The organism is Neobacillus cucumis, assembly GCF_023715505.1.
In genome coordinates, this window is the sequence record NZ_JAMBOH010000014.1 from 25,508 (window position 1) to 51,436 (window position 25,929).

At 40.0% G+C, this 25,929-nt stretch carries 22 protein-coding genes and 4 pseudogenes; 6 read left to right on the forward strand and 20 right to left on the reverse strand.

Going from position 1 to position 25,929, the window contains the following annotated elements; genetic code table 11:
- Nucleotides 1-56: 56 nt before the first annotated feature.
- From M3226_RS18875 to M3226_RS18930, 12 genes and pseudogenes are all read right to left on the reverse strand, one after another.
- Nucleotides 57-536 carry a GNAT family N-acetyltransferase gene (locus tag M3226_RS18875; RefSeq protein ID WP_251568066.1) on the reverse strand — a complete coding sequence of 160 codons (480 nt, stop codon included), beginning with the start codon at nt 534-536 and terminating at the stop codon, nt 57-59.
- The gene (locus M3226_RS18880) at nt 524-2,044 is read right to left on the reverse strand and encodes a M81 family metallopeptidase (RefSeq protein ID WP_251568068.1); all 1,521 of its coding nucleotides are present in this window, start codon (nt 2,042-2,044) and stop codon (nt 524-526) included. The genes M3226_RS18875 and M3226_RS18880 overlap by 13 nt, the downstream gene beginning before the upstream one ends.
- 68 nt (nt 2,045-2,112) lie before the next feature.
- Nucleotides 2,113-3,573 (reverse strand): aldehyde dehydrogenase family protein, encoded by a 1,461-nt coding sequence (locus M3226_RS18885; protein ID WP_251568070.1) that lies wholly within the window; start codon nt 3,571-3,573, stop codon nt 2,113-2,115.
- A gap of 40 nt (nt 3,574-3,613) precedes the next feature.
- Nucleotides 3,614-4,909 carry an aspartate aminotransferase family protein gene (locus M3226_RS18890; RefSeq protein ID WP_251568071.1) on the reverse strand — a complete coding sequence of 432 codons (1,296 nt, stop codon included), beginning with the start codon at nt 4,907-4,909 and terminating at the stop codon, nt 3,614-3,616.
- Nucleotides 4,893-6,278, reverse strand: a complete 1,386-nt coding sequence (locus tag M3226_RS18895; RefSeq protein WP_251568073.1) for an aminotransferase family protein — start codon at nt 6,276-6,278, stop codon at nt 4,893-4,895. Before M3226_RS18895 ends, M3226_RS18890 begins: the two co-directional genes overlap by 17 nt.
- Complete coding sequence (locus M3226_RS18900) at nt 6,266-7,456, reverse strand: thiolase family protein (RefSeq protein WP_251568075.1); 1,191 nt, start codon at nt 7,454-7,456, stop codon at nt 6,266-6,268. The genes M3226_RS18895 and M3226_RS18900 overlap by 13 nt, the downstream gene beginning before the upstream one ends.
- Nucleotides 7,456-8,118 (reverse strand): 3-oxoacid CoA-transferase subunit B, encoded by a 663-nt coding sequence (locus M3226_RS18905; RefSeq protein WP_251568077.1) that lies wholly within the window; start codon nt 8,116-8,118, stop codon nt 7,456-7,458. The genes M3226_RS18900 and M3226_RS18905 overlap by 1 nt, the downstream gene beginning before the upstream one ends.
- 1 nt (nt 8,119) lies before the next feature.
- Nucleotides 8,120-8,776: pseudogene (locus tag M3226_RS18910) on the reverse strand (CoA transferase subunit A).
- Nucleotides 8,777-8,963: 187 nt separating this feature from the next.
- Nucleotides 8,964-9,293, reverse strand: a complete 330-nt coding sequence (locus tag M3226_RS18915; RefSeq protein ID WP_098528250.1) for a DUF3870 domain-containing protein — start codon at nt 9,291-9,293, stop codon at nt 8,964-8,966.
- 217 nt (nt 9,294-9,510) lie between these two features.
- Nucleotides 9,511-10,392: a pyridoxal 5'-phosphate synthase lyase subunit PdxS gene (gene pdxS, locus M3226_RS18920; protein WP_251568079.1), complete on the reverse strand. Its 882-nt coding sequence runs from the start codon at nt 10,390-10,392 to the stop codon at nt 9,511-9,513.
- A gap of 444 nt (nt 10,393-10,836) precedes the next feature.
- Nucleotides 10,837-11,449, reverse strand: a pseudogene (locus tag M3226_RS18925) (FMN-binding negative transcriptional regulator).
- A gap of 17 nt (nt 11,450-11,466) precedes the next feature.
- Nucleotides 11,467-11,535 (reverse strand): annotated as a pseudogene (locus tag M3226_RS18930) (MarR family transcriptional regulator); the annotation flags it as partial.
- A gap of 113 nt (nt 11,536-11,648) precedes the next feature.
- On the opposite strand from M3226_RS18930, the pseudogene M3226_RS32520 reads away from it, so the two are divergent.
- A pseudogene (locus tag M3226_RS32520) lies at nt 11,649-11,717 on the forward strand (YitT family protein); the annotation flags it as partial.
- Nucleotides 11,718-12,149: 432 nt separating this feature from the next.
- On the opposite strand, the gene M3226_RS18940 reads toward M3226_RS32520, so the two are convergent.
- Nucleotides 12,150-12,461, reverse strand: a complete 312-nt coding sequence (locus M3226_RS18940) for a hypothetical protein (RefSeq protein WP_251568081.1) — start codon at nt 12,459-12,461, stop codon at nt 12,150-12,152.
- 247 nt (nt 12,462-12,708) lie between these two features.
- On the opposite strand from M3226_RS18940, the gene M3226_RS18945 reads away from it, so the two are divergent.
- The 3 genes from M3226_RS18945 to M3226_RS18955 all read left to right on the forward strand — a co-directional run bounded on the left by M3226_RS18945 (nt 12,709) and on the right by M3226_RS18955 (nt 14,506).
- Complete coding sequence (locus M3226_RS18945) at nt 12,709-12,873, forward strand: hypothetical protein (protein WP_251568082.1); 165 nt, start codon at nt 12,709-12,711, stop codon at nt 12,871-12,873.
- 113 nt (nt 12,874-12,986) lie between these two features.
- The gene (locus M3226_RS18950) at nt 12,987-13,352 is read left to right on the forward strand and encodes a DoxX family protein (RefSeq protein ID WP_251568084.1); all 366 of its coding nucleotides are present in this window, start codon (nt 12,987-12,989) and stop codon (nt 13,350-13,352) included.
- A 56-nt stretch (nt 13,353-13,408) separates the two neighbouring features.
- Nucleotides 13,409-14,506, forward strand: a complete 1,098-nt coding sequence (locus M3226_RS18955) for a GIY-YIG nuclease family protein (protein WP_251568092.1) — start codon at nt 13,409-13,411, stop codon at nt 14,504-14,506.
- A gap of 95 nt (nt 14,507-14,601) precedes the next feature.
- Here the strand turns inward: M3226_RS18955 and M3226_RS18960 are convergent, their stop codons facing one another.
- Nucleotides 14,602-16,674: a DUF4179 domain-containing protein gene (locus M3226_RS18960; RefSeq protein WP_251568094.1), complete on the reverse strand. Its 2,073-nt coding sequence runs from the start codon at nt 16,672-16,674 to the stop codon at nt 14,602-14,604.
- A gap of 328 nt (nt 16,675-17,002) precedes the next feature.
- Between M3226_RS18960 and M3226_RS18965 the strand changes: the two genes are divergently transcribed.
- Together M3226_RS18965 and M3226_RS18970 are read left to right on the forward strand one after the other, a co-directional pair.
- Nucleotides 17,003-17,830 carry a GNAT family N-acetyltransferase gene (locus M3226_RS18965; protein ID WP_251568097.1) on the forward strand — a complete coding sequence of 276 codons (828 nt, stop codon included), beginning with the start codon at nt 17,003-17,005 and terminating at the stop codon, nt 17,828-17,830.
- A 183-nt stretch (nt 17,831-18,013) separates the two neighbouring features.
- Nucleotides 18,014-18,724: a YesL family protein gene (locus M3226_RS18970; protein WP_251568099.1), complete on the forward strand. Its 711-nt coding sequence runs from the start codon at nt 18,014-18,016 to the stop codon at nt 18,722-18,724.
- Nucleotides 18,725-18,879: 155 nt separating this feature from the next.
- Here M3226_RS18970 and M3226_RS18975 read toward each other — a convergent pair whose 3' ends face one another.
- The 6 genes from M3226_RS18975 to M3226_RS19000 form a co-directional block, all read right to left on the reverse strand.
- Nucleotides 18,880-19,053 carry a hypothetical protein gene (locus M3226_RS18975; protein ID WP_251568101.1) on the reverse strand — a complete coding sequence of 58 codons (174 nt, stop codon included), beginning with the start codon at nt 19,051-19,053 and terminating at the stop codon, nt 18,880-18,882.
- The gene (locus M3226_RS18980) at nt 19,040-19,873 is read right to left on the reverse strand and encodes a glycoside hydrolase family 43 protein (protein WP_251568103.1); all 834 of its coding nucleotides are present in this window, start codon (nt 19,871-19,873) and stop codon (nt 19,040-19,042) included. Before M3226_RS18980 ends, M3226_RS18975 begins: the two co-directional genes overlap by 14 nt.
- A gap of 49 nt (nt 19,874-19,922) precedes the next feature.
- On the reverse strand, nt 19,923-22,292 hold the full coding sequence (locus tag M3226_RS18985; protein WP_251568105.1) for a glycoside hydrolase family 2 TIM barrel-domain containing protein: 2,370 nt from the start codon (nt 22,290-22,292) through the stop codon (nt 19,923-19,925).
- 123 nt (nt 22,293-22,415) lie between these two features.
- Nucleotides 22,416-23,990 (reverse strand): extracellular solute-binding protein, encoded by a 1,575-nt coding sequence (locus tag M3226_RS18990; RefSeq protein ID WP_251568107.1) that lies wholly within the window; start codon nt 23,988-23,990, stop codon nt 22,416-22,418.
- A gap of 72 nt (nt 23,991-24,062) precedes the next feature.
- The gene (locus M3226_RS18995) at nt 24,063-24,965 is read right to left on the reverse strand and encodes a carbohydrate ABC transporter permease (protein ID WP_098528260.1); all 903 of its coding nucleotides are present in this window, start codon (nt 24,963-24,965) and stop codon (nt 24,063-24,065) included.
- A 15-nt stretch (nt 24,966-24,980) separates the two neighbouring features.
- Nucleotides 24,981-25,877, reverse strand: a complete 897-nt coding sequence (locus tag M3226_RS19000) for an ABC transporter permease (RefSeq protein WP_251568357.1) — start codon at nt 25,875-25,877, stop codon at nt 24,981-24,983.
- Nucleotides 25,878-25,929 lie beyond the last annotated feature (52 nt).

Sequence of the window (25,929 nt, forward strand, 5' to 3'; positions counted from 1 at the left end):
AAACTCCCCCTAAATGGATTGATTTTTTATGACCCCTTTAATGAATTCTCTGTCTATTAAGAAATGGAGTATTCCATATAGTAGCGATTCTCGCCTTCTCCAAATTCATCGAATCTCGTCTCTTTTATAGCAAATCCCATTTTTTCATATAGCTTAACAGCCGACTTATTTTCAACGTTGACCGTTAAGCATACTTTTTGAAATCCATCTTGCTTCAAAATCGGATAAATCTCCTGTAAAAATAATTTCCCTATGCCTTTTCCTTGCTGATCAGAGCGGACATAGAATCCAAAAATATAGGCTTTGTGAATATCGTGGTAAGCTCTCATCACTTCGCAAATCGCAATTGGTCTTGGATCACTTTCCTGCCGATATTGAATGAGTTTCCCATAACGTGTAAGCGGGACAAGTGTTTGTTCATCTACTGCTCCAAATCCCGGAAATGCATCTTTCTCAAGCTCCATCATCATTGTTAGCTGATCCGGCTTCAATGCGGCCGGTACTTCGATATAATAGTTTTTTTTCATTGTTTCCATCGTTCTTTCTCCCTCCGTTCCACTTCATATTCGACATCATCCAGCGGCCAAATTGGCTTGGGAATGTTTTGATACGTAAATGTTGATAAACAATTAGAAGCAACACCCGGCGCATCCACATAAATGATCCGGCCGACAATTGGTTCAAATGCTGCACGAAAATGATTTTTAGCCTTGAGCGCGAGAATTTTCTTCGTCGATGGCTCAAGCCCGATATGACGAAACATCGCAGGATCATTCGCTGACATCGGCCTGCCAATTAGAAGGATATCCATCTGACCCACACGGATGTATGCCGCTCCCTTTAAATCAACTTTTAAATGCTGATTGAAGGGGCCCGTATTTTGAAATATTCCGTCTGATAGAGCCATTACCGTTGCTTCCACTTGAACGGGTTCCCCAAATTCAGGAGACACTTTCCCACCCAGGGATAACCATACCCTTTTTCCTACTCCCGCTTTACGACAAAGCTCGATCGATTGGGGATCGTAGAGCCCTCCGAACAATGTGTCCGGAACATCGAGCATTACCATTTCCCGAAGCAGTTCTGTTGTATCGCCGCTCCCGCAGCTTAAAGGATTATCTGATATGTCTGCCAGAACGACTGGACGATCGTCTTCAATGGATAGCGCCAATTCCAGCCCATCCTTTACACTGGGTAAATCGATGATAAATTCTTCTTTGACACTCCAGAACAAGGAAGCCATCCTTTTGGCTGTTTCTTCTCCTTTTTTAGGATCAAGCGAAACAACTAGTACACTTGCACCGACCATGGGGATGTCCGAATAAGGAAAGCCGCCAAAAACGGATACATTCTCAATTCCTGCTTCCTGTTCGGCAAGTTTTGCCCACTCGATCATTTTGTGCATCGGCCCTTCTGAAGTTCTCATATTGATAGAAGGGGGCATCATTGGCAATTTTTCAAAAGAAGCATAATAATTTATCCCTTCCTTTAATTGCTTCATTAAAGCCTTTGCTGCATGAACGCCTTGGTCATACATATCAACATGGGGATAGGTTTTAAAGCCAAAATGTAGTGGTGTGTGATGAATCATTTTTTCACTTAAATTGGCATGCATATCTAGTGTTGTAGCAATCGGGATCCGCGGTCCAAGAAGCTCCCGAATTTCACCCAGTAAATGCTCTTCCGGATCAAAGAGATCTTCCACAACCATTGCTCCATGCAATGCCAGCAATAAACCGTCCAGCCTTCCCGCCCGTTGGATGGACTCGAGCATTTGTTTTTCGATCATCGAGTACGCTTCGGTTGATACGACCCCGGAGGGAATTGCAGCCGCACACACTAGAGGTACGATTTCGACAGCCTTTTCTTGTTCCAATACATCCAAAAACCCGCCCACTTCCGTTTTCGTGCCCGTATAGGCATCATAAATTTCATCGCCAATAAAGTAGCCTTCATGACGAAACTGTTCGATTTCAGTCTTTATTGGGCTGAAACTGTGGGATTCATGGTAAAAGAATGCGATACCGATACGATGTTCTTTCATATTCTCCCCCCTCGGATATATGAAGTTATTAATATAGTCTCCCTGAACTTCCCTGTCCGTTTTGAAAATTAATAATTTGTATAAATCGACTTCCACTCTGTCATGACATCAAATACATGATGGGATACTTCACGGTGACCGTTTCCGGACATTTTCATTCCTCCAAATGCCACGCCCATCTCAGCATTGGATGTGCCATTATTAATATAGACAAGTCCACTTACCGCTTCCTTGGCAGCACGGTTTGCAAAGTGTAGACTTTGAGTATAAATAGAAGTCGACAACCCATAAATGGTCCCGTTATTTACCCTTATGGCTTCTTCATATGAATCTACTTCAATGATGGCAAGTACAGGGCCAAATATTTCTTCCTGTGCAATGGTATCCTTCGTTTTGACATTTTCAATGATGGTGGGTTCATAATAAAAGCCTCCCAATTCATTGACACGCTGACCGCCTGATACAATTTTCCCGCCTTCTTCGATCGCTTTTTTCACAAATTGTTCAACTGTATGAAGCTGGTCTTCATTTACGAGTGGGCCCACTTGTATCCCTTCTTCAAGACCATTTCCTATTTTCATAGACTTTGTTAATTCCACTACTTTTTGTAAAAGCAATTCCTTTACTGGTCGCTCCACGATTACCCTGCTTGCTGCTGTACAGCGCTGGCCAGTTGTCGTAAACGCTGATTTTACAATTCCGTCTGCCGCTTTTCCCAAGTCGGCATCCTTCAAGACAATCACGGCGTTTTTTCCTCCGAGCTCCAATGAAATACGTTTTAACGTTTTACTACTCATTTCACACAGCTGTTGTCCGACTTCAGTTGAACCCGTAAACGAGATGACTTTCACATCCGGATGCTCTGCAAGTCTTTGTCCCACAATTCTTCCCGAACCTGTAATTAAGTTAACAACCCCCGCAGGAAATCCAGCTTCATCCAAGACTTCCACAAAAATCTTTGCCGATAAGGCAACCTCTGAGGCAGGCTTCCATACGACCGTATTCCCAGCAATCAGGGCGGAAAAGATTTTGTAGGAAGCAAGCGCAACCGGAAAATTCCAAGGAGTAATGCACGCGACAACTCCAAGAGGTTCACGAACCATTGTTACGTTGCGGTCTGGGAAACCTGCAGGGACTATTTCTCCAAAGAGGCGTCGTCCCTCACCTGCCATGTACTGAGCAGTTGCGATGACAACTCCTGCTTCACCTAAAGACTCAGAGAGTACTTTGCCCATCTCCATTGTCATGACACGAGCAAGTTCGTCTTTTCGCTTTTCAAACAATTGAGCTGCTCTCGTTAAATATGCCGCTCGTTCTGGAATGGGGGTGTTCTTCCATTTTAAATAGGCATCATTCGCTATTTCGACAGCATCATCCACTTGTTCTGTTGTAGCAGCCGCACATATGCCAACAAGTTCACCTGTTGCAGGATTTAAACTATTAAAATACGATTGGTCGGGCGCAGTTACCCATTCTCCATTTATATAAAGATCTCCCTGAAGAATATCTGTTTTGATTTGGCTAGACATAAGCTAGACCTCCTTTTGTGGTATTCCGAGGAAATGAAAATTAGTTTCCTGAAATGCTTTCAGTGATCACATCTTCTAAAATCGTTAATCCTTTGTTCAGCACATCTTCTTCAATATTAAGCGGCAGCATTAATCGGATTGTTTGCCCGCTTACACCGCAGTTCATAATAAGCAAACCATTTTCCAGTGCCTTTGATTTAATTTTAGGTACATAATAAGGAGCAGATTGCGAATCGAATTCAATGCCGATCATCATACCGACTCCACGGACTTCAACAACACCTGGTAAATGACCGATCGAGCTTTCTAGCCTGCGCACAATTTCCGCACCTAGTTTTGCACTGCGTTCAACTAACTTTTCTTCCTCAATAACCTCGATGTTTGCCAATGCCGCTGCACAAGAAACCGGATTTCCACCAAATGTCGAACCGTGACCTGCCGTCGGCCATTTTTCATGGAGCTCACGGCTTGCCACAATCGCACCAAGAGGCATCCCGCCAGAAAGGGCTTTTGCCAGTACCAAAATATCAGGAGTGACATTCGCATGCTCTGCCGCAAACATTTTACCGGTCCGGCCAAATCCTGTTTGTACTTCATCAAAGATAAGCAAAATGCCGTGTTCCTTTGTCATCTTTCGTAACGCCTGCAAGAAGCTTGGCGGTGCTGGATAATAGCCGCCTTCCCCCATTACCGGTTCAATGATGATCGCAGCTACTCGTGAAGGGTCGACGCGTAAATCAAACAATTTCTGAAGCTGATTCAAACAATATTCTTCAACCTCTTCTTCTCTAATGTTTTTCAACTGGCTGGGATACGGATATGGTGCATGGTATACTTCGCCTAAAATCGGTTCATAATAACGGCGATATTTAGAGCTTGAGGCCGTTATGGCTGTTGCTCCTAATGTGCGGCCATGAAACGATCCTTCAAAAGCAATAATCGCTGGCCTGCCTGTTGCCGCTTTTGCCAGTTTAAGAGCCCCATCAATTGCTTCAGCTCCAGAATTGGAGAAAAAGACGGTGTCTAAATTTCCAGGGGCGATGTGGGCAAGCTTTTCTGCTAAATTTGCCCCTGTTTCATAATAACCATAGTTCAATCCCAGATGTATCAAGGCTTCTGCCTGCTTCTGAATCGCCTCGACCATTTTTTTGTTCGTATGCCCGACAGCGTTGACGGCGACTCCTGAAACGAAATCAATATATTCCTTTCCGTCCATCGTCCAAAATTTGGCGCCATGCGCTTTTTCAATGACAAGCTCAGTCACCCTTGTCATAACCGGTGATAAATGTTTTTTGGCTTTTTCTTGGATTTCTGCTGTTTTACTTTGTAATTTCATAGAGTTCATCCTTTCTTAATTGAAGCTTGAATATGGTGAATGATTCATCTAGAATTCTTACAATCTCATCCATTTCTGTTTTGGTAACCTTTAAAGGAGGGCTAATAATAAGGTGTTCCCCCTTTGTGCCGTCAATCGAACCGGAACCGGGGTAAAAAACCGCACCCAGATCCATGGCAATTCCATTCAATCTTTCAGCCGCTTTTTCAGCTGGATCGAACAATAGATCCTGTTCACGATCCTTCACAAGCTCGATACCCATTAAAAGCCCTCTACCACGTACATCAGAGATAAAAGCGTGTTTTTGCTTCAACTCCAAAAGCCGGTTGAAAAGGTAAGGACCTTGTTTTTTGACGTTATCCAGCACCGATTCCTGCTTATATATGTCCAATGCAGCTTGGCCGGCTGCAACCGCTACGGGATGCCCGCTATATGTGTAACCGTGAATGAATTTCCCGTCGCTGTTTTCAATGAGCCCATCGATTACTCGATCATGAACAATCATTCCGGCAAGCGGGGCATATCCCGCTGATACCCCTTTTCCAAAAGTAATGATATCCGGAACGATCCCTATCTGTTCTGTCGCAAAGTTGGTGCCGGTACGACCGAATCCAGTCATGACTTCATCAATAATTAAAAGAATTTGATAACGGTCACACAGCTCCCGAACTTTCTTAAAATACCCGAGCGGCGGCGGAACAGCTCCCTGCTGACTTCCGACAATCGGTTCGGCTATAAACGCCGACACGTTCTCAGGCCCGAGCTCTAAAATCGATCTTTCAATATCCGTAACGCACGTCCAGTTTTGGTTCGAAAGACAATCATCCTTTTGACGATCATACGGACATCGATGGCAGTATGGAGAATAGACATGGGCATAGTTTAAAAGATTAGGAGTGTAGGCATGCCTGCGTTTGACGTCCCCTCCTGCTGATAAAGAACCAATTGTGTTACCGTGATACGACTGCCATCTCCCTATGACAATTTGTTTTTGATGTCTGCCGGCATCCCGATGATATTGCCTTGCCAGCTTCAGTGCACTTTCATTTGCTTCGGAACCGCCGGTTGTAAAATACACTTTATTTAAATGGTCCGGCGCCATTTTTCCGATTGTTTCGGCCAGCTGATGGAGTGCTTTTGTCTCGAAACGCATGGAATGGACGAAAGCTGCTTTTTTTGCTTGTTCCGCCATGGCCTCTCCGATGGACGATATTCCATGGCCCAAGTTGGCTGCCACTGCCCCCGAACAAGCATCCAAATATTTTTTCCCGTTTTCATCGAAGAGATAGGAGCCTGTACCGTGGGTAATAATCGGATATTTCTTTTTTAAATCACGATGAAACACGTAGTCTTTTTTTATTCCATCCATCTTTCCACCACCATAGCCATTCCTAATCCTCCCGCGACACAAATCGTTGCAAGGCCAAATTTCCGCTTTTGTTTATCAAGCTCATGACATAATGTAGTGACGATCCTTGCACCGGAACATCCAAGTGGATGCCCTAAGGCGATCGCCCCACCATTTACATTGACGTTGTCTCCTTTTATGCCCCATTCTCGTAAACAGGCAAGACTTTGCGCAGCGAATGCCTCATTTAATTCAATCAAATCGATATCTTCCAATCGGAGCCCCGCCTTTTTCAATGCCATTTGGGATGCCGGAACAGGACCGAGTCCCATTTCTTTTGGCGATACACCCGCTGTAGCAAAGGAACGAATCCTTGCCATCGGGACAACTCCGAATTGTTTCGCCTTTGCTTCCGACATCAACAGCAGCATCGAGCCACCATCATTTCTTCCGGATGAATTTCCGGCTGTTACCGTACCATCCATTTGAAACACAGGCCTTAAAGTTCCAAGTGTTTCAATTTCCGTTAATCTGGGGTGCTCATCTGTCGCAAAGTTTCTGATCCCTGTTTTTCCTTCCTTTACCGGAACAGGAATGATTTCTTCTTCAAAACGACCCATTTCAATGGCGCGTTTCGCTTTCTGCTGGCTTTTATAAGCAAATTCGTCTTGTTCCTGGCGGCTAATGTTATATTTTTCAGCTAACCATTCTGCTGTTTGCCCCATCGTGAAGCGGCCGTATATCTCCTCCGGCTGGGATCTTGGCTGACTTTCCGTATTGGAATCGTACAATGTGATATCTCCCATCTTTGGTCCGAATCGATTGCCAACCGAATAATGAGGAGCTTGTGACATACTTTCCACTCCTCCTGCTAACACAACGCTCGCCTGGCCGGCCAAAATCGACATAGCACCGTTTATGACCGCCTGCATTCCCGAGCCGCACTGCCGATGGACCGTATAAGCAGGAAGGGATTCAGGAAAATGGGCCAATAGTGCAGCGACCCTTGCGATATTCGGAGCATGGGCACTCTGCTTTGTTTGCCCGACGATGACTTCATCGACAATATTGGCACCGTAACCGGAAGCGGAAAGGTTATTTTTCATAATCAGGGAAACCAGCTCTTCTGGACAAGTATTTACCAGTGACCCGCCAAAGCTTCCGATGGCAGTACGAAAGGCATTTACAATGACAACCACTACACGGTCACCTCTTTGCTGTTTTTGAATGACTCAGGTATATGGAAAGGTGCATCCGTTTTCTGCTCCACTTCCCTGAGGGAAACCCCAGGGGACAGCTCGATCAGATGAAGTCCATCTGCCTTCACAGTAAAAACCGCCAAATCAGTAATAATTAAATCCACTATTCGTTCCGATGTAATTGGATAGGTTAATTCCTTGACGATTTTTGGCCCCCCCTCGGTATTTGTATGCTTCGTGGTGACAATCACCTTCTTGGAGCCCTCCAATAAATCCATTGCCCCGCCAACACCCAGAACACTTTTTCCTGGTACGGCCCAATTAGCGATCCGACCATTGGCATCGATTTGCAGTACACCAAGAATGGAGACACTTACATGCCCTCCGCGAATCATCGCAAAAGAGGAAGCGCTATCAAAAAAAGATGCTCCTTCTAATACCGAAACGGGTAGTTTCCCGGCATTGACCAGATTTGGGTCCGTATGCTCAAGATCTGGAGAAGGACCTACTCCAAGAATGCCGTTTTCCGAATGTAAAAACACTTTGACATCTGATGGAATATAATCAGCCACCAGAGTTGGTATCCCAATCCCCAAATTGACGATATCGCCAGGCTTTAATTCTTTCGCTGCCCTTGCAGCAATGTATTGTTTAGGATTCATGCTAGTTCCCTTCATTTACAACGATATAATCCACGTATAAATGAGGGGTCACAATTTCTTCAGGAGAAATTTTCCCTGCCTCCACTATCTCGTCAACCTCTGCAATCACAACATTTGCAGCTGTTACCATCATTGGATTAAAGTTTCTTGCTGATTGGTTGTAAATGAGATTTCCTAATTGATCCGCTTTTTTCGCTTTTATGAAAGCAAAATCGGCTTTAATTGGCTCTTGGAACACATATTTTTTACCGTTAAGGGCTCTCACTTATTTGGTTTCGGCGATTTTCGTTCCAACACTGACTGATGTATACAACCCCCCTATTCCGGCACCGCCCGCCCGGATAGCCTCAGATATCGTTCCCTGCGGGATAAGCTCTACCTCTAATTCTTGATCCTGATAGGCTTTCACGACCTCAGGGTTAGAAGTAAAGTAGGAACCGATCGCCTTTTTCACTTGTTTTTGCCGTACTAAGACTCCAAGACCTCTCCCCGTCTCTCCAAGGTTATTACTAATAATCTCTAAGTCTTTCACGTTTCTTTGAGCCAAAGCGTCGATTAAACTGAGCGGACATCCGACAAGTCCAAATCCTCCTACCATAATTCGTGAGCCGCTTTTAACCATTTTTACAGCTTCAGCGCATGTAATTAGCTTGCTCATCCTTTTCCCTACCTCCTCTTGGCTTTTTGAGTGTTCTAACGGTTTGGAAAAATAAAAAACCGGACAAAACATAAATCCTCCATAAAGAATGTGTTCTAAAGAACATTCCTTACAAAGTGTTCATGTTTGCCCGGTTTTAATAAGACCATGGGAAGAGGTCATCTTCCCACTTTATTATAACCAAACGTTATGTATTCTTTTGCTTGATGTTATCCCAGTAACGTTGAACTGCCGCCTGAAGGGCCACAATGATCGCTTGCTGGGATGGAGCAAAATAAAAGCTTTGAATTCGTTCTATCAGCGGCTCAACACCGTCTCGAAGACAGTAACCAATCAGTAGTTTTTGAAAATAATTTTTCGTTAGTTCTGTTACGAATGTAAATTCGGCGCCGATAATTTTATGCTCTTTCAGTTCCACTTCGAGTACAATTCCCGCATGCTTATACATTTCATACATGGAGGTACCCTGTGGAGCCTTTGCATATCCTGTAACAATCACTGTTTCCAGTGTTTGCATGCCCCTAATCCTCCTTTCAAAAACCAACTGATCATATTACTAACACGAGTATACGTGTCAGAAAAAACTATGTCAATAATAATATTCTAAATTTTCAAATATATTAAAGCGCTTTCAACATCTAGAAAATGGCTTACAACCAATTTTAAAATCTATAATAATATATAAATTATTATCTATTATTTGACAAAATCCTTCCACAAAGATTAAAAATTTTTTACCAACCACGTTCCTGCATACGTGCTTCAGGAGACAGAGTTGAGATATCAATACCTTTCATTGCAATTCCAAGATTTTTTGAAATCTCTGCAATTAGGTGATAGTCCTGGTAGTGGGTTGTTGCTTCCACGATAGCTCTAGCGAATTTTGCTGGGTTATCAGATTTGAAGATTCCGGAACCAACAAATACACCATCAGCACCTAACTGCATCATAAGTGCAGCATCAGCAGGTGTTGCTACTCCACCAGCCGCAAAGTTTACTACAGGCAGGCGTCCAAGCTGCTTAATCTCAACAAGAAGTTCATATGGAGCTCCTAGTAACTTAGCCTCTGTCATCAATTCATCTTCACTCATTGAAACGACTTTACTAACTTGTGCATTTACCTTACGGATATGACGAACTGCTTCTACGATATTCCCAGTTCCCGGCTCTCCTTTTGTACGAAGCATGGATGCACCTTCACCAATACGGCGAGCTGCTTCTCCTAGATCACGGCAGCCACAAACAAATGGAACCGTGTAAACTTTTTTATTTAAATGGTATTCTTCGTCAGCCGGTGTTAAAACTTCGCTCTCATCAATATAATCAACGCCCATTGCTTCAAGCACCCGGGCTTCAACGATGTGTCCGATACGAGCTTTTGCCATAACCGGAATGGAAACTGCCTTCATAACTTCTTCTGTAATTCGTGGATCTGCCATTCTTGCTACTCCGCCAGCTGCACGGATATCAGAAGGTACGCGCTCCAATGCCATTACAGCTACCGCTCCTGCTTCCTCTGCTATTTTTGCTTGCTCAGCATTCACAACATCCATTATGACGCCGCCCTTTTGCATTTCAGCCATGCCTCTTTTTACACGATCCGTACCTGTACTCATTGTTAATCCCCCTTTGATGATTGTGAATCTTTTCAATTCAAGTGTTTTGTTTTCTTATAAATTCATAGAATTTTTCCTGTCACCCCTCTCAAAATGGATAATCTTGCACATTTATCCAAAATATATTTTTCGCTTATAAACATGCAATTACTGTGCCAATATTAAAAACACGTATTTATTAACGATGGTGAAAACAATATGCAAAATTTATTGGCACTACGTTTTTTATTTTTGCGCTTAGACTGCAAAAATTTATTTCCAATAAATATAGAAAGAGCTTTTTGATTTAATAAAAGATTCTTTTGAGACAACAGCTTCTTAGAAGGAGTTTTTTTTGAAAAACTCCTTCTTCAGTTAGAAAATAATTGCTTGTTTGTCAATTAATGTTTTTACCTCTTCGACTAAGGATTGCCAGCTGTAACGCAGAACAGCATTGAATAACTTTTATTTTTGTAAATTTTTTCTCATAAGAGATGCCACTTGTAGGTTATCCTGTTTAGAAGTGTTTTCCAGGTTCTTTATAATTGACTCTTGTCGTTCTACAGGGTGATTTTGGCTTAATTTAGCTTTTGCTCCCATTTTTGTGATTTTTATTCTGAACGCTACAATTCCTTTACTCATTCCTTCGATAAAACTCGGTTCTACATCATTTAAATTGTATGGACTATCAGGACTTTCATATTTATTTACTAAGTCATTTAAAGAATCGAATATCACTTTTTCATCCTCGATAATCTCCAGCTTCCCATATAAATGGATGGACACATAATTCCAAGTAGGCACTGCTTTCATGGATTCGTACAAAGAAGGTGAAATATAACAGTGTGGACCTTGGAAAACCACAAGAACTTGTTGGTTTTCAGCATTCCTCCATTGTTCGTTCAGACTTGCAAATTGACCATATAAAGCGTTTTCTGATTTATTTAAGATCAGTGGAAGATGAGTAGCGTAAGGTTCTCCATTATGCTGTGAAAATAAAGTTGCAAAGCTATACTTTTCAATAAAATTATAAATCGTGCCTTCCATCATCAATTTTAAAATGTTTAGGTATATACATAATGATTCCACCTTTCAAAACTCTATATTGCTTAAGGAATCTAATGCCCTTGCTATCATTCCAATTTCACGAAGAATTTCCTTCATAATTAATTCCTTTGACATATTTTGTTGCAAATCAATAAAAAAGGATGTAAATTAAATTCAACCTAATTTTGTTGCACTTGCAACAAAAAAATAAGGATAAGAGGTCGAGTAAAGTGAAATATGTTTTTTATGTATTAGGAATTTTAATCTTAACCCTTGGTATTTCTTTCATCATACAATCAGTACCTCATTCTTATTATACAAGAACCAATGATCTGTATATAAAGAAAAAGACCATTTACCATCGGTCTTTAGTTTAGAAAATAAAAAGAAGCAGGGAATTTGGACTTTGTCCCCCTGCTTCCTCCATATATTTTTAATGCCCCTGCCAAGGAATTTCATATTAACACATTCCTTACTAACTTGCCACGTCTATACTAACTAAAATATTCTCAAAAACTAAATCATTTTCTATGAATTTATCATAAGATAGGCCCATGATGTATTTTTCAACTTTAACTTTATCGTCTAGCATATCTTCAATAAAACTCTAGGCTCCCTCAGCCCTTCCTTAATCTCCCTAAATAGCTCATTTTCCCGTCGCCTTTTTGTCTGCATAAAGGATCTTAACCCCATTCACTTCTTTATCCATTTTGTAGGTTTCAGAGGATTTATCATAAATCACTTTCAAGTTCTTGTCGTTTAGCCATCGAAAATTCTTTATCCGACCTAAATGTGTTTCCTGATTCATTTTGGAACTTTTCATCCTTATTTAAAATGGATAATTGGCGAGAATGTCCCGTCGTAGCTCCACAATTTCTTTCGAAAAGATATGCTATATTTTCACCATTTGGAGAATGGATTTTTTGTTTAATGTCGTTACCGCACATATCCCCAAAAATTGCATCCAGTGCAAACTTTCCAGCCATAAATAAAGCAAGTATAATTATTATGGCAATTAGATACGCTTTTTCCTTATTCCTCATCAATTCTTCCTCCCTCCATTCGGATCCATCCATAACTCCAATAACATTCACCCTAAGCCCGCCTAGATGGTAAAGCTTTTCAACAATCAGGAAGGAAAGAAAAATATAGCTATATTTGAAGCTGAAACAGGAGAACATATCTAGAAATGAGGAAGAATAAAATCAACCCAAAAATAAGTTGTTATTATTTTTCCCTATTTATTTGTTCTAATAATAAGATTGTAAACAAAATTCGAGGAGGTCTAGTATGCAACAGGATCAACAAGCTAAAGAGAATTTGGGCTCCGGTTCGATTATGAATCCAGAATTTGCTGGAACAGATGCACAAAAAGTAAAACAAGAAATTCAAAAAGATGTAAGCCAAGGACAAGGTGCAATGACTTCCCGGGAGGCAGGATCATTGCGCGATTAAAAAACCACGCCAGTGGTTTTTTATTTTTCTGCCTTGCACTCCTAATTTTCTTTGGTGTTTTTGTAATGGTCAGTCCCTCTTTATACATAAAGATGTACAAAGGAGGATTTTTCATGAAAACGTATTTAACAGCAAATAACTTAATCAGATACGCAGTCGCCTATGTTTTTATTACCTCTGCACTTATGAAATTAATGAGTTCTGAATTAGCGAACCATTTTCTTGGATTAGGACTGCCCTATCCTCAGCAAATGTTAAAGCTAGTCATTTTCCTAGAAATGGTTTGCGGAATTTTACTATTAATCAATAAATCTGTTAAAAATGCGGTTGTACCTTTAATTGGCATCATGGTCGTAGCCCTTCTATTAACAAAGGTTCCCTTGTTGCACACCGGCTTCCTTCCATTTGCTTTTCAAGCTCGTTTAGACATTGTGATGTTAATTCTGCTTGTTTATCTATATAAGCACTCTCCTAGGTAATCCCTTCATGTGCTAAAATAATAACTATCTATTATTATTTGGTGAGTGAACACACTATGAAACTAAAAGAAAAGGTAAAGTCTTTGCCACTAACTCCAGGTGTTTATTTGATGAAGGACTCCCATGGCCATATCATTTATGTGGGTAAGGCCAAAAACCTAAAGAGGCGAGTGCAGTCTTATTTTCAACAATCAAAAGCACATCCTCAAAAAATTAAAATGATGGTGGCTAACCTTAACGATTTTGACTATGTTCTTACGGACACGGAATTCGAAGCTTTTCTGCTCGAATGTAAACTAATCAAGGAATTAAAGCCTCATTTTAACAAAAAAATGAAAAGTCCCCGATCCTATACTTATCTCGTTATAAAAATAGTTGAAGGAAAGCGGGTCTTGGAAATGGCCCACTCCTTTGTTGAAAATGACGGGAATTTATATTTCGGACCATATATAAACAAGCACACCGTCGAAAGAGCTATCATTGGAATAAAAGAAGCTTTTAAAATTTGCTGCAGCAACCCATCCATGAAACATGGACCGTGTTTAAATTACACTTTAGGAGTGTGTATCGGAATGTGTCTGGGAGGTTCCGCTTTAGAACAATATAATCGAATATTAGACAAAATCATTTCATTGTTAAATAGGACGGACACAGAAATACTGGAGGAAATTGAGCAGAGGATGTTAGCTGCATCCGAACAATTCCAGTTTGAACTGGCGGCAAAATATCGGAACATCCTTGAAACGATCAATGCCCTCCTCGATAAGGAACAGGTCATCGAGTTCACAGAGGCAAATCAAAATATTGTCATCGTTGAATCCTTAACTGAGTCTACGTACAAACTTTTTCTTATTAAGGGGAACAAAATTTTATATCGAGAAAAACTAAATAGCCAACAAAAGCAAGGGAACATAATGAATAACCTATTAACCTATTTTAAAAAGGCCCATCCCTGCTCTTCCATTGTAGTCAGTAAAGAGGAACTTGATGAGGCGCAAATTATTTACAGTTATTTAAAAAGCGGCAATTGCTTTTATCGTATTATTCCTGATGATTGGCTTGAGGCTGGAAATGAGTCGTTTATTGATAATGTATTTGAAGAATTACTAAACGAAATGTTTACTATTAATTATAAAACTATTGAAAGTTCGTGAGGAGTCATCCGACTACATTTAGGAAAAAGGACAGGTTCCTTGTCTACCAATTTAATTGGACTAGCCTGTCCCTATGTCATGAATAACTTAAATATTTATTCCAAAGAAATCTTCACAACGTCTTCCAAATATTTTGTTTTATTATATCCAAAAATCTCGAGCCTTTTAGGAATCACTTTTTCTCCAGTGCTATCATTGTCTAACTTCATATTTAGAACGGTAAAGAAATAACGAGGCTGCTTGATTTCTTCGTATGGGACAGGCGTATCGTTATCGTATTCCACTCCGTTTTTATCAACTAGCACTCCATCGGTATTCATCTCGATTGAACTAGCTTCCTTTTCACTCTCATCCACAATGCGAAATTGAAGCGACTCATATGCGCGATTCTCAATTTCATGATTGCTTATGACAACATTGGTCGGCTGTCCAACTTCCACCTTGTCAATGGAGATTGTACTGCCTGCATATTCAAAGGTTTGAGGATATTTCAGAGAAGCATCCAGTTCAATGTTTTTTTGGTCTTCAAAACTTAAATAAATAGAACCCAGTTTAACGTTAATCTCTTTTGGCTTTTCTCCCAAAAGCGGATCAAAGTTTGTTTGAATAGTAGTCCAATTCATGTCTTGTTGTGAATCTGGAAAAGAGCTGCCAGTAAAATCAGGTTTAGCTTTCTTATTATTCACTTCTAAATAGTCAATATTGAGAGTTTCTATCCGTCTTTTTGACTGATCACTATTAATACTATATTGCAAAATCGTAGTTGTTGGAGCAATCGTAAGTTTATCAAATCGAACCGGGATTCCCTCGACTTCTGTTTTTTCTTCCAATGCATATTCGACAGAGGGTTGTTTTGTTACAGGAATCTCAAAGTCCCACTCCCCCGTTTCATATTCCAATTTCTCATCAGCCCAATAACCATTCCGTTTAGTGGAATTACGATCCAACTTCTGAATCTTTGTGATCTGCAGTTTAATTGTCCCGTTATCCTTGGAGAGTGGCAGTAGACTAATCTTTCCTCGATACATATTCTTTTCCTGTGTGTTTACATCCGATTCAAGATTTGGAGGATCGTACCTTTGATATGCTTCTCTGCTCATGATGTCATATTCGTTCTCCACATTAACCCCATAATCATAATTTATCACATATTGATTATCTTCATTTGTATCCTCTATTTCATAAAAAACAATCGTCTGAACATCATCAGCAATCGCACCTTTAATCTTAATTTTCACCCCATTGCTTTTTGCTTCCAGATTCAGCCTTTCACCAAGGTCCTGTCGAAGAAAGGCACGTAATTGCTGATCTTCTACTGTCCATGAATAGTAGAGGTTAGTAAACACCCCCATAAAAAAAACTATACCCATTAACAATGCGAATAAGCTCGCAAAAACAGGTCCCTTCCTTTTACGTTTTTTGATCTTCTGTCGTCTTTGCTTTTCCTCTTCGGCGAGCTTATCTTTGACGTTCTCCATGAAACCAGATGGCACATGCAAATCTTGAAATGTTTCAGTAAGATCTAACATGGTTAACATGACTTCTTGAAAGGTAGCCAAATCCTCCTGACATCCTTGACAATGATAAATATGTATCTCTAAATCAATCTTTTTCGACCGATCTTGGGTTCTTTCTAAGTAATCAATGTAATCCTTATGATACTCCTTACAGCCATTAAAGGTTGATCCATATCCCAGTTCTTTTCTAAGTGACTGAATACCAGAAAACAAAAGCTCTTTAACCTTTTCCACTGAAACTTGGAGAAGATGCGCTACCCCCTCCTTAGAGATTCCTTTTACATAAGTAAGGAGGATCGCTTCTTTCTCGTACCCTTTCAATTGATCAACTGCTTTAAATAAAACCTGACGTGGTTCACTATCCTCTGAAACTTGTACACTTCTATTATTAGACAGCTCCCGGCAGATATGTATGAAAATGGAGGTAATCCACGTTTCGACTGGTATATCTTTTTTATATCTAGGCAACTGCTTTTGGACCTTTTTAATCGACCGATAAAAAAGCTCTTCCACTTGCTGCTGATTCATAAGATAGGACCAACCAAGTGCATAGAACGATTGTTTATGCTGATCGAACCAATCGACGACGGATTCCAAGCCTTTTTCTCTTATCGTAGTGGTTGAAATGGAATCAACTTTTGTTGGGATCATAAATGCGTTCCCCCCTTTCCTATCTTTACAACCTTTTGGCAGTTACTATTGACGCATTCATCCCCTGTATTAGTTATGATCTTTTAACCACCACATCCAAATATTTAAATAATTGTTAAATAATACATATATTTATCTTATAATAACATAGTTCTTAAATTCTATAAAAAACAACAAAGTTTACGGAGTCAGCCTTTATAAAAGAAATAAAAGGCGTTCTTAAAAAAATAAGAAAAAAAAGATACCTTTACAATATTTGACAATCAAAGAAGGAAAAAAGCAATTTAGAAAAGAATAGAATGAGAGGATTACGAACAGAGGTGATATCATGTTAACAAAAGACGAATTAGCTTCTATAAAAGCACTTCAAGAGGTGTGTGAGCAAGACGGCGGATTCCAGCTAAAACTTAATTTTGACATGCTAGAAAATAGAAACAGAATTAAAAAGGAAGACTTCTTTCATTATGAGGAAGGTAAACTTGTCGGTTTTCTTGGCAGCTATGTGTTTGGCAATAAGGTAGAGCTTTGCGGGATGGTTCACCCAGATTACCGCAGAAGAGGTATTTTTTCTAAGTTGCTAGAAATGGGTCTTGAGGAAACAAAGAAACGGAACATCCAGACAATTTTATTAAATGCCCCTACTGATTCCTTATCGGCAAAGGAGTTTTTAAAGAATATTCCTTGTACCTTTTCAGTAGCCGAATATCAAATGAAATGGCAGAAAACAAATTTAATCGAAGACCCTGCAGTTACCCTCAGGCCTTCTACCACAACGGAGGATTTTGAAACTGAAGTACAGCTTGAAGTCTTGGCCTTTTGTTTTGAGGAGCAAGAATCTCGGGAGTATAATCTGAAACTCAGAGAAAACCACTTTAAGGAAAATTTCATCATTGAAGCAGACGGCAAAGCTGCCGGAAAAATGCGTGTGGCTGAATCAGATAGTGAAGCTTGGATTTATGGATTTGCGGTATTTCCTGAACTACAGGGAAAAGGAATTGGCAGAAAGGCTCTATCAAGAGTTGTCAAGCTGGAGTTTCAAAAAGGATTGTCTATTTTCCTCGAGGTCGAGGCGAAAAATGCGCATGCTCTTAAGCTCTATGAATCATGTGGATTTAGAAGCTACCATTCTCAGGATTACTATCTATATCAAAATTAGTATGTAGAGCCTTTTTATGATCTCCATAAAAGGCTCTTTACCTTTGTAATTCTTGTAAAAAATACCTCGTTTGTTCCATCAAGATACACTTTTCGACTTTAATTTATGTTATAATGAAAGAGTTTACATAGGTGTTAATTACCTACTTACTTCTCAACAAGAATGGTCTGGAGTTGATAAAAAATGAATAATGTCTTAGAACGTTTAAATCCCGTTTTTGAGTGGATTACAAAGCTTGCCGGCACCAATCTGTTATGGGTTTTGTTTAACTTTCCGATTGCTTACCTAGTATTATCTTTATTTACTGTTAATGAGATGTCGCAAATTTCCATGTTAATTTTGACCATTGCCGTGCTGGCACCATTTATTTTATTTCCTGCAACCACGGCTATGTTTGGCATTGTCAGGAAATGGATTATGAAAGAAGAAGTGCCAATTATTCGATTCTTTTGGAAATACTATAAGGAAAATTATAAGAGGAGTCTCGTCGGGGGATTGATTCTTACTGTTCTTTGGGCGATTGTTGGCGTTGATTATTATTATTTTCATTCCCGCATTTTCCTAGGCAGTTACCTATTTTTATTCCTAATGATTTGGCTGTTCATCATTACTCTTTTCTTTTTTGCCCATACCGTTCATACAGAAACGAGACTTGGACAAGCATTAAAGAATGTGTTCATTTTATCGATTGCTAGCCCCATCCTTTCGTTTGGGATTGCCATTATCAGTATTGTCATTTTGTATATTAGTTTGATGAAAATAACCTTTCTATTGCCATTTTTCAGCGGCTCGGTTATCTCTTTTCTCGGATTCTTTGCCTACTATAAGGTATTTACAAGGATTGTTCAATTAGAACAAAATGCTCCAGTTGAAAAAAATATGATAGAAGGCTAGGTTACTTGTGGTTGGCAAGCCCTAATTTACAGATAGTGAGCGCTAACTTGCGGAAGACAGCCCATACTTGTGGATAGCTGCACCAACTTGCGGATAGCGACCAGCCAAATAAAATTCCTCTCTGACCGAGAGGAATTTTATTTACTTTGTTCTATTTAATCATGAAGATCCACTCTAGCTTTAATAACCCTAAAGCTATCTTCCGTTTCCTCTACTTCATAAATCTTTGCCCGGGATTCAGGTGTACTGAATGGATGATGAAGAATAAGCATCCAATCCCCTTCAAATGTTTTGACCAGCATCCCATGTCCACTATCACCAACAACCAACGGGTCGAGTTTGCTCCCAAGGCCCTTCTAACTTACCTGACCTAGATCTAGCTATCGTTTGGACATACCCCTCATTGTTATAGCTTGACCACAGCATCAGAAGGTGACCACCTTTTGTCCGGTATAATTGACATCCATCTGATACATAAACCGAAGGCTTCACATCAGGCTTTCGTTCAGCATTAATCCACGGGGCATCCGAAGCTTTAAAAAGATGTTGCGGATCCCCATCTGCTGCAGATAAATCATCCTTTAGTGGAATGGCCTCAAACGTACCATCGATAACCTGAATCCATTCATGACAATAAACCATCCATGGCGTTCCTTCCTCATCCACGTACAAGGTTCCGTCTAATGTCATGAAATTTCTAGGCGGCACCGGCCCATCCGTTTTTAGTAATTCAAACGGGCCCTCTGGCGAATCGGATACAGCAATGCTTGTGCCACGAAGATGATTGGTGTTCCAAACTTCAGGTGGTTCAGCTAGCTTCGTATCTCTATTATGAAGAGTAACGAATAAATAATATTTATCATGGTACTGGTGAACCTCTGGTGCCCATGTGCCATGCTGTGGATGGGCCCAAGTTCCATCAGGAACCTCGAAAACGACAATTGGTCCCTCCCAATCTAGTAAATCTTTACTTTTATAAGCTAGTACACCATTTCTCTCTAAATCGGTTAATTCTGGAATTCCGGTTGTATATAAATAATAAGTATCTGTTTCTTTATGCGACAAGATGAACGGGTCGTGTGCAGGAATATCAATAAGTCGGTGCCCCTTTTTAGGATTCGATGTGTCAGAGGCCTTGTTATACGGCATGTAAGCAACTCCCAACCAATATATTTTACTTCAAACCTTTAAGTAGCTCTTATTCAACCTTTATTTCGATAGTTGAACTTTCTAAACCTACAGAAGATGTTTTTAAGGTAATCGTCCCTCGTTCATCAGTCGACCGCACATAAATTAATAATTTCCCATGATAGGCATTTCTAAAATTTGCTTTATAATCCTGATGGCTGACAGAGTTACTGCATTCCATTCCAATCATTTCACCAGGTCCTTCAATCTCGCAATTTATTTGATTCTCCGCCTCATATACAAGATTATTGTCTTGATCAAGGATATTTACTTCTATATGTGCGACATCCTGTTTATCAGCTTTAAGAATAATGGTATCCGCGAGTAACTGTAACTTAGTTGGCTCACCAGCTGACTTTAATTCATGTGTACAACAAATGTTTCCGTTTCTTTTACCTACTGCCTTTAACGTACCATTTTCATATGGGATGTCCCAATAAATTGTTCCATTTGGGAAGTCCTCCCGTTTTTTCAAGCCAACAGATACACCATTTACTAATAAGTCCACTTCAGGGCAATTGGTACAACAAGCCACCCTTACTGTTTCTCCTTCCTTCCCTTTCCATTGGCAGACCACTTCATGGTCCCAATAAATTCGATCAGGATGTTCTTCCTTAATAGAAGTCAAGCCTACATGGACCATATCCTTTTCGGACCATTCACTTTGTTTAAAAAAGTATAAAGGCTTTTTGAAACCAGCAAGATCGAGTAATCCAGGTGTAGCGTGACGAAGCGGCCAGCCACGTGCTTCTCCCAAATAGTCAATTCCTGTCCAAATAAATTGTCCTGATATGTAGTCATTCTGTTCTACAGCCAGCCAGGCCTCATGATGCCTTCCGTTTTCACTTCCATAAATCACGCGATTAGGGTATTTTACATGGTCTTCAGGATATAGAAACTCTTGATAGTTATAGCCAACCACGTCAAGTGTATCTGGAAATTCCGTTTCATTTGACATAATCACACTTGCGAGAGCTGCTGTAACAGGTCGTGTGGAATCGTATTGTTTTACCACCTTTGCGAGTCTTTTTGCAATCTCACCTATTCCCTTTGCTTCCGGTTTGTCCGGATTGTAACGATCTTCGAGGACTGGATGTGAATAAGGATCATTGGGATAATCTATTTCATTCCCAATACTCCAGAAAACAATCGAGGGATGGTTTCGGTCTCTTAAAACCATATCCCTCAAATCGATCTCTGCCCATTCCGAAAAGTCGGAAGCATATCCGTCAAGTGATGGTTCGCCTTTATTCCAACCCTCTACCCACTTGTTCTTTGGATATTCCCACTCATCAAATGCTTCATCTTGAACTAAAAACCCATAAGAATCACACATATCTAGTAACTCAGGTGCGGGTGGATTATGGCTCATTCTTATTGCATTTACACCAGCTTCTTTTAATAGCTGCAACCGTCGATGCCAGACCTTTTCAGGAACAGCCGCTCCAAGACACCCCGCATCATGATGGAGACATACACCTTTCATTTTCATGATCTGTCCATTAAGAAAAAATCCTGAATTTACATCGAAATGAAAATATCGAACACCAAGTGGAGTCGTCTCAAAACCGATCACTTCACCATTTTTTATCATCGTCGTTTCCACACGGTATAAATACGGATTGTCCGGTGACCAGAGATTCGGCTGTTCTAGCAAGATCGAATGAGAAAATTCTTGTTCACCATTTGCAGCAATGTTCTCCCCAGATGAGCAAGCGATGATTTCTTTGCCGGCAGCATCTTTAATTTGATGTACAATTTGGAATTTAGCTTCATTTGGTTCTTCATTTTTCACGCTTGTTTGAATATGGATTTCTGCTTCTGATGATGAAATATTCGGAGTGGTGACAAAAATACCATAGGGCTTAATATACAGCTGATCAGTTAAATAGATAAATACATTTCGGTAAATACCAGACCCTGGATACCAGCGGGAATCAGCAAAATCTGTGTGATCCACTTTCACCGCAATCACATTCTCTTGTGTACCGAAGTTTACATAGGGGGTTAAATCATAATGAAAGGAGCTGTATCCATAAGGTCTTTTCCCTAGAAATTGTCCATTAATCCACACTTCACTATTTTTATAAATTCCATCGAATTGAATCACTATTCTCTTTCCCTTGATGTTGTCAGGCAGGATAAAATTCTTCCGATACCAGCCAATTCCTCCAGGCAAATAACCTGTTGAACTAGCATATTCCTTTTTAAATGGACCTTCAATACTCCAATCATGCGGCAAGTCTAATGTACGCCACTCTGAATCATCAAACTGAATTTTAAATGCATCAGAATGGTCACCTTTTAAGAATTTCCAATCAAAGTTAAACTTTCTACTTTTAACTGACAGATTCCATTCTTGAGTTACTACATTTACCATATACAGCTTACACCCCTTACCCAAATTAACTAGTATTATTTCCATTTGAAAATGGCAGACTGATAGATAAAGGGCTATCAAGCAAGAATGATAGCCCTTTTATCCCTTACAATTAATCTCTCATTAATTACCTTCTACCTGTTTTTTATATGCATCCATTTGCTTTTGGATTTCTTTTAGGACCTTATCATAACCTGCGTCTTTTAATCTCTTGCGGAAATCTTTTACAGCTTTTTCAGGATCGCCTGCTTTACCAAATGCAATGGCTGGTACCATTTGGGCTGTCACTTGTGATAGAGCAGAAATTTCAGCTTGAACAGGGGTACTATCAAACACAAATCGTCCATATGGGTAAGGCTTCTTAATTTTATCGTACTTCGCGTAAATCTCAGAAATGCCATCATATGTGTCGGCACTTGAAATCTCGTACTTGTCCATACGGCCACCCCAGAAGTTAGTAGAGAATGTATCTCTTGTTTCATCATAGCCTTCAGGTTGAACCCGTTTTCCGTCTTTAATTTCGTATTGTACACCTTCAATACCGTAGCTCCATAATCTATAAAGTTCCTGATCATTTCGAATTAAATCGTATACCATTAGGGCACGCTCAGGATTTTTACTGTGAGCTCCAACAGCCATAGCACCATGTGTAATGGATGTTGAAATTAAGTTGTTCCGTGTATCAGACCAAGCAAACATATCGATAGCCGAACCTGGTTGTTTCACGTCCATTTGTGGGCGCAGACCTGAGAATGTTTGGGTATGATGCTGGTCAGCACCTGTTTTTCCCGCTTGGAATTCGGCTCTAGTGTCACCTTTATAGTTCAATACATCCTTACGCCAATAGCCAGCATCTCCCCATTGTTTCATCATTTTTGCATAGTCTACAAATGTATCTGTGAAAATAGGACTCATAACATTATACTTTTCATCATAGGATTTAGCCCAGTAAATCGGGAATACTCCTGTCGTAATTGGCAGTTCAATTGCATCTGAATAAGAAGTTACATATCCCCATGCAGTGGTCACGTTTGTTCCTTGTGCATCCCAAGGAATGACACCAGGTTTATTGTCTTTAACACCTTGGAAGTATTTACCCATTGTTTCAAAATCGCTAATATGTTCATTGATTCCAAATTCTTTTGCCCAATCTGTGCGATAGAAGAATCCGTGGTTAACCCATTGAGTATATTGGTCCTCTGGAATCATGACAATTTTGCCCTTATACTTAGATTCCTCCCAATCAGCTTTGGGAACCTCTGCCCATGTCTTAGGTGCATATGTTGGAAGAAGGTTGGTAAGATCCATGAATGCCCCTTTTTGTGCATTTCCCCACGCATCTAACCAGTCAGTTGCTGTGATGACTAAATCAACAGGTTCTCCAGAAGCTAGGGTTAGATTATATTTTGTCGTATAATCAGCCCATTCAATCCATTTTAATTGAATCGTAGCGTTTACTTTTTCTTTTAATTTAGCATTCACTTTTTCCAATACTTTTTCTACTTGTCCATTGGTTGGTTTATCCCCCAACACCATCATGGTGACGGTTACAGGTTTGGAAATATCAATTTTTCCATTTTTGTCCACCTTTGTTCCAGCGTTTCCTGAACTGGTTTTGCTTGAGCCACTACAGGCTGCAAGGCTGAAGGTCAACATCATGATGATGATCAGTGCCAGGATTTTTTTCATCTTGGACATTCTATTTCCCCCTTAAATTATTAAAATTATTACTCTCTATGATACGAGGAAGTCCCCTCGGGTCATATTCTATTACCCCTTCACTGCACCAACTGTAATTCCTGTAATAAAGTACTTTTGTACAAACGGATAGAATAGAATAACCGGTCCAGTAGCTACGACGGCTGTTGCCATTTTCATAGATTCCAATGGGACGTCTTGCGGCGGTACATTGGAGGATGCGGCTGAATTCCTGATAAAGTCGGCACTCGTGATTACGTTATATAGAAACAGCTGTAGCGGTCTATATTCCATATTAGGTGAAAGGAAAAGCATGGAATTATACCATTCATTCCAATACCCAAGGGCAATGAATAGCCCGATTGTCGCCAAGGCTGGCGTAGACATAGGTAGAATAATCCTTAAAAAAATAGTGAAGTCTCCCGCACCATCAATCTTCGCAGATTCCGTAATCTCGTGTGGAATCGACTTTGTGAAGGATTTCATCATAATAATGAGAAAAGGACTGAGCAATCCTGGCAGCAGTACTGCCAAGTAATTATCTTTAAGATGCAGATACTGCGTAATTAATAGATAAAACGGGACAAGACCACCTGAAAAAAGGGTTGTAAAGTAGATATAAAATGAAATTTTATTACGATACAAGAAATCCTGGCGCTGCAAGGCATAACCTGTCATTGCGACAATAAACAAACCAACCGCAGTCCCGACAATCGTAATACCGAGCGTTACGATATAGGATCCAATGACAAGTCTTGGATTCTGGAAAACGATCTCATAGGCAAATGTAGAAAACTCTTTAGGCCATAAAGAAAATCCATGGTCCATAATAGACTTCTCTGTTGATAAAGAAGACGATATGATCAAGATAAAGGGCAAAAGACAAGATAGAGCAAAAACGCCGATAAAGCCATATCCAATAATACGAACCATTATAGTAGACACATCTATATTTCGTCTGGCCGTATTTTCCATAAATACGTCCCTCCTTTAAAATAATGAGTTATCTGGTGAAACCTTTTTAATAATCCAGTTAGCCACTAGGACAATAACGAGGCCAAAGAAAGATTGATATAAACTTACAGCACTTCCTAATGAGAAGTTAAAATTCGTCATCAATGTTCGGAAGACATAGGTTTCAATAATATCTGTGGTAGGATAGAGCATGGTATTATTTGCCCCAACTAAGTTATAAAACAAACCGAAATTTCCTTTTAATACTCCACCTAAAGAGAACAATAGTAAAATGATGAAAGTTGGCTTAAGCCAAGGAATAATGATATATCGAATACGCTGGAAGGCATTAGCGCCATCGATTTCTGCAGCTTCTATAATAGATTTATCTAGACCCATAATGGCAGCAAAATAAACGATTGATCCATAGCCTGTGGATTGCCATAGGAATGTAATGACAATAATATAAGGCCAAATATGGGGATTAGAGTAAGTCTGCACCGGATCCAAGCCAAGCATTTTTAAAAATGAATTTAATAAACCATAATCGTAACTAAGTATGTTATAGGCTAAAAGTCCAACTAGTACGGCGGAAATAAAGTGTGGTAAAAACATAATCGTTTGTGATACTTTTTTGAACCATTTATTTGTCAGTTCATTAAGCATGATGGCTACTGCTATTTGTAGGAAATTACCTAGAACAATGAAAGCTAGATTATAAGCAATTGTATTAAAGGTTAACTTCCACAAATCACCGGTCATGACCAAAAAGCGAAAATTATCAAGGCCTACGAAAGCGCTTTTAAAAATTCCAAGTGAATAATCATAGTTCACAAATGCTAGATATAGTCCCGGCATGGGCAGATAAGCAAAGACAGCAAAGAAAATAATCGCAGGCAAACACATAAGAAGCAGGGTTCGGTTCTTCCACATTCTTTTAAATGCGGACTCTTTTGTTTTTGTTTGTTTTTCAACTATAGGTGTC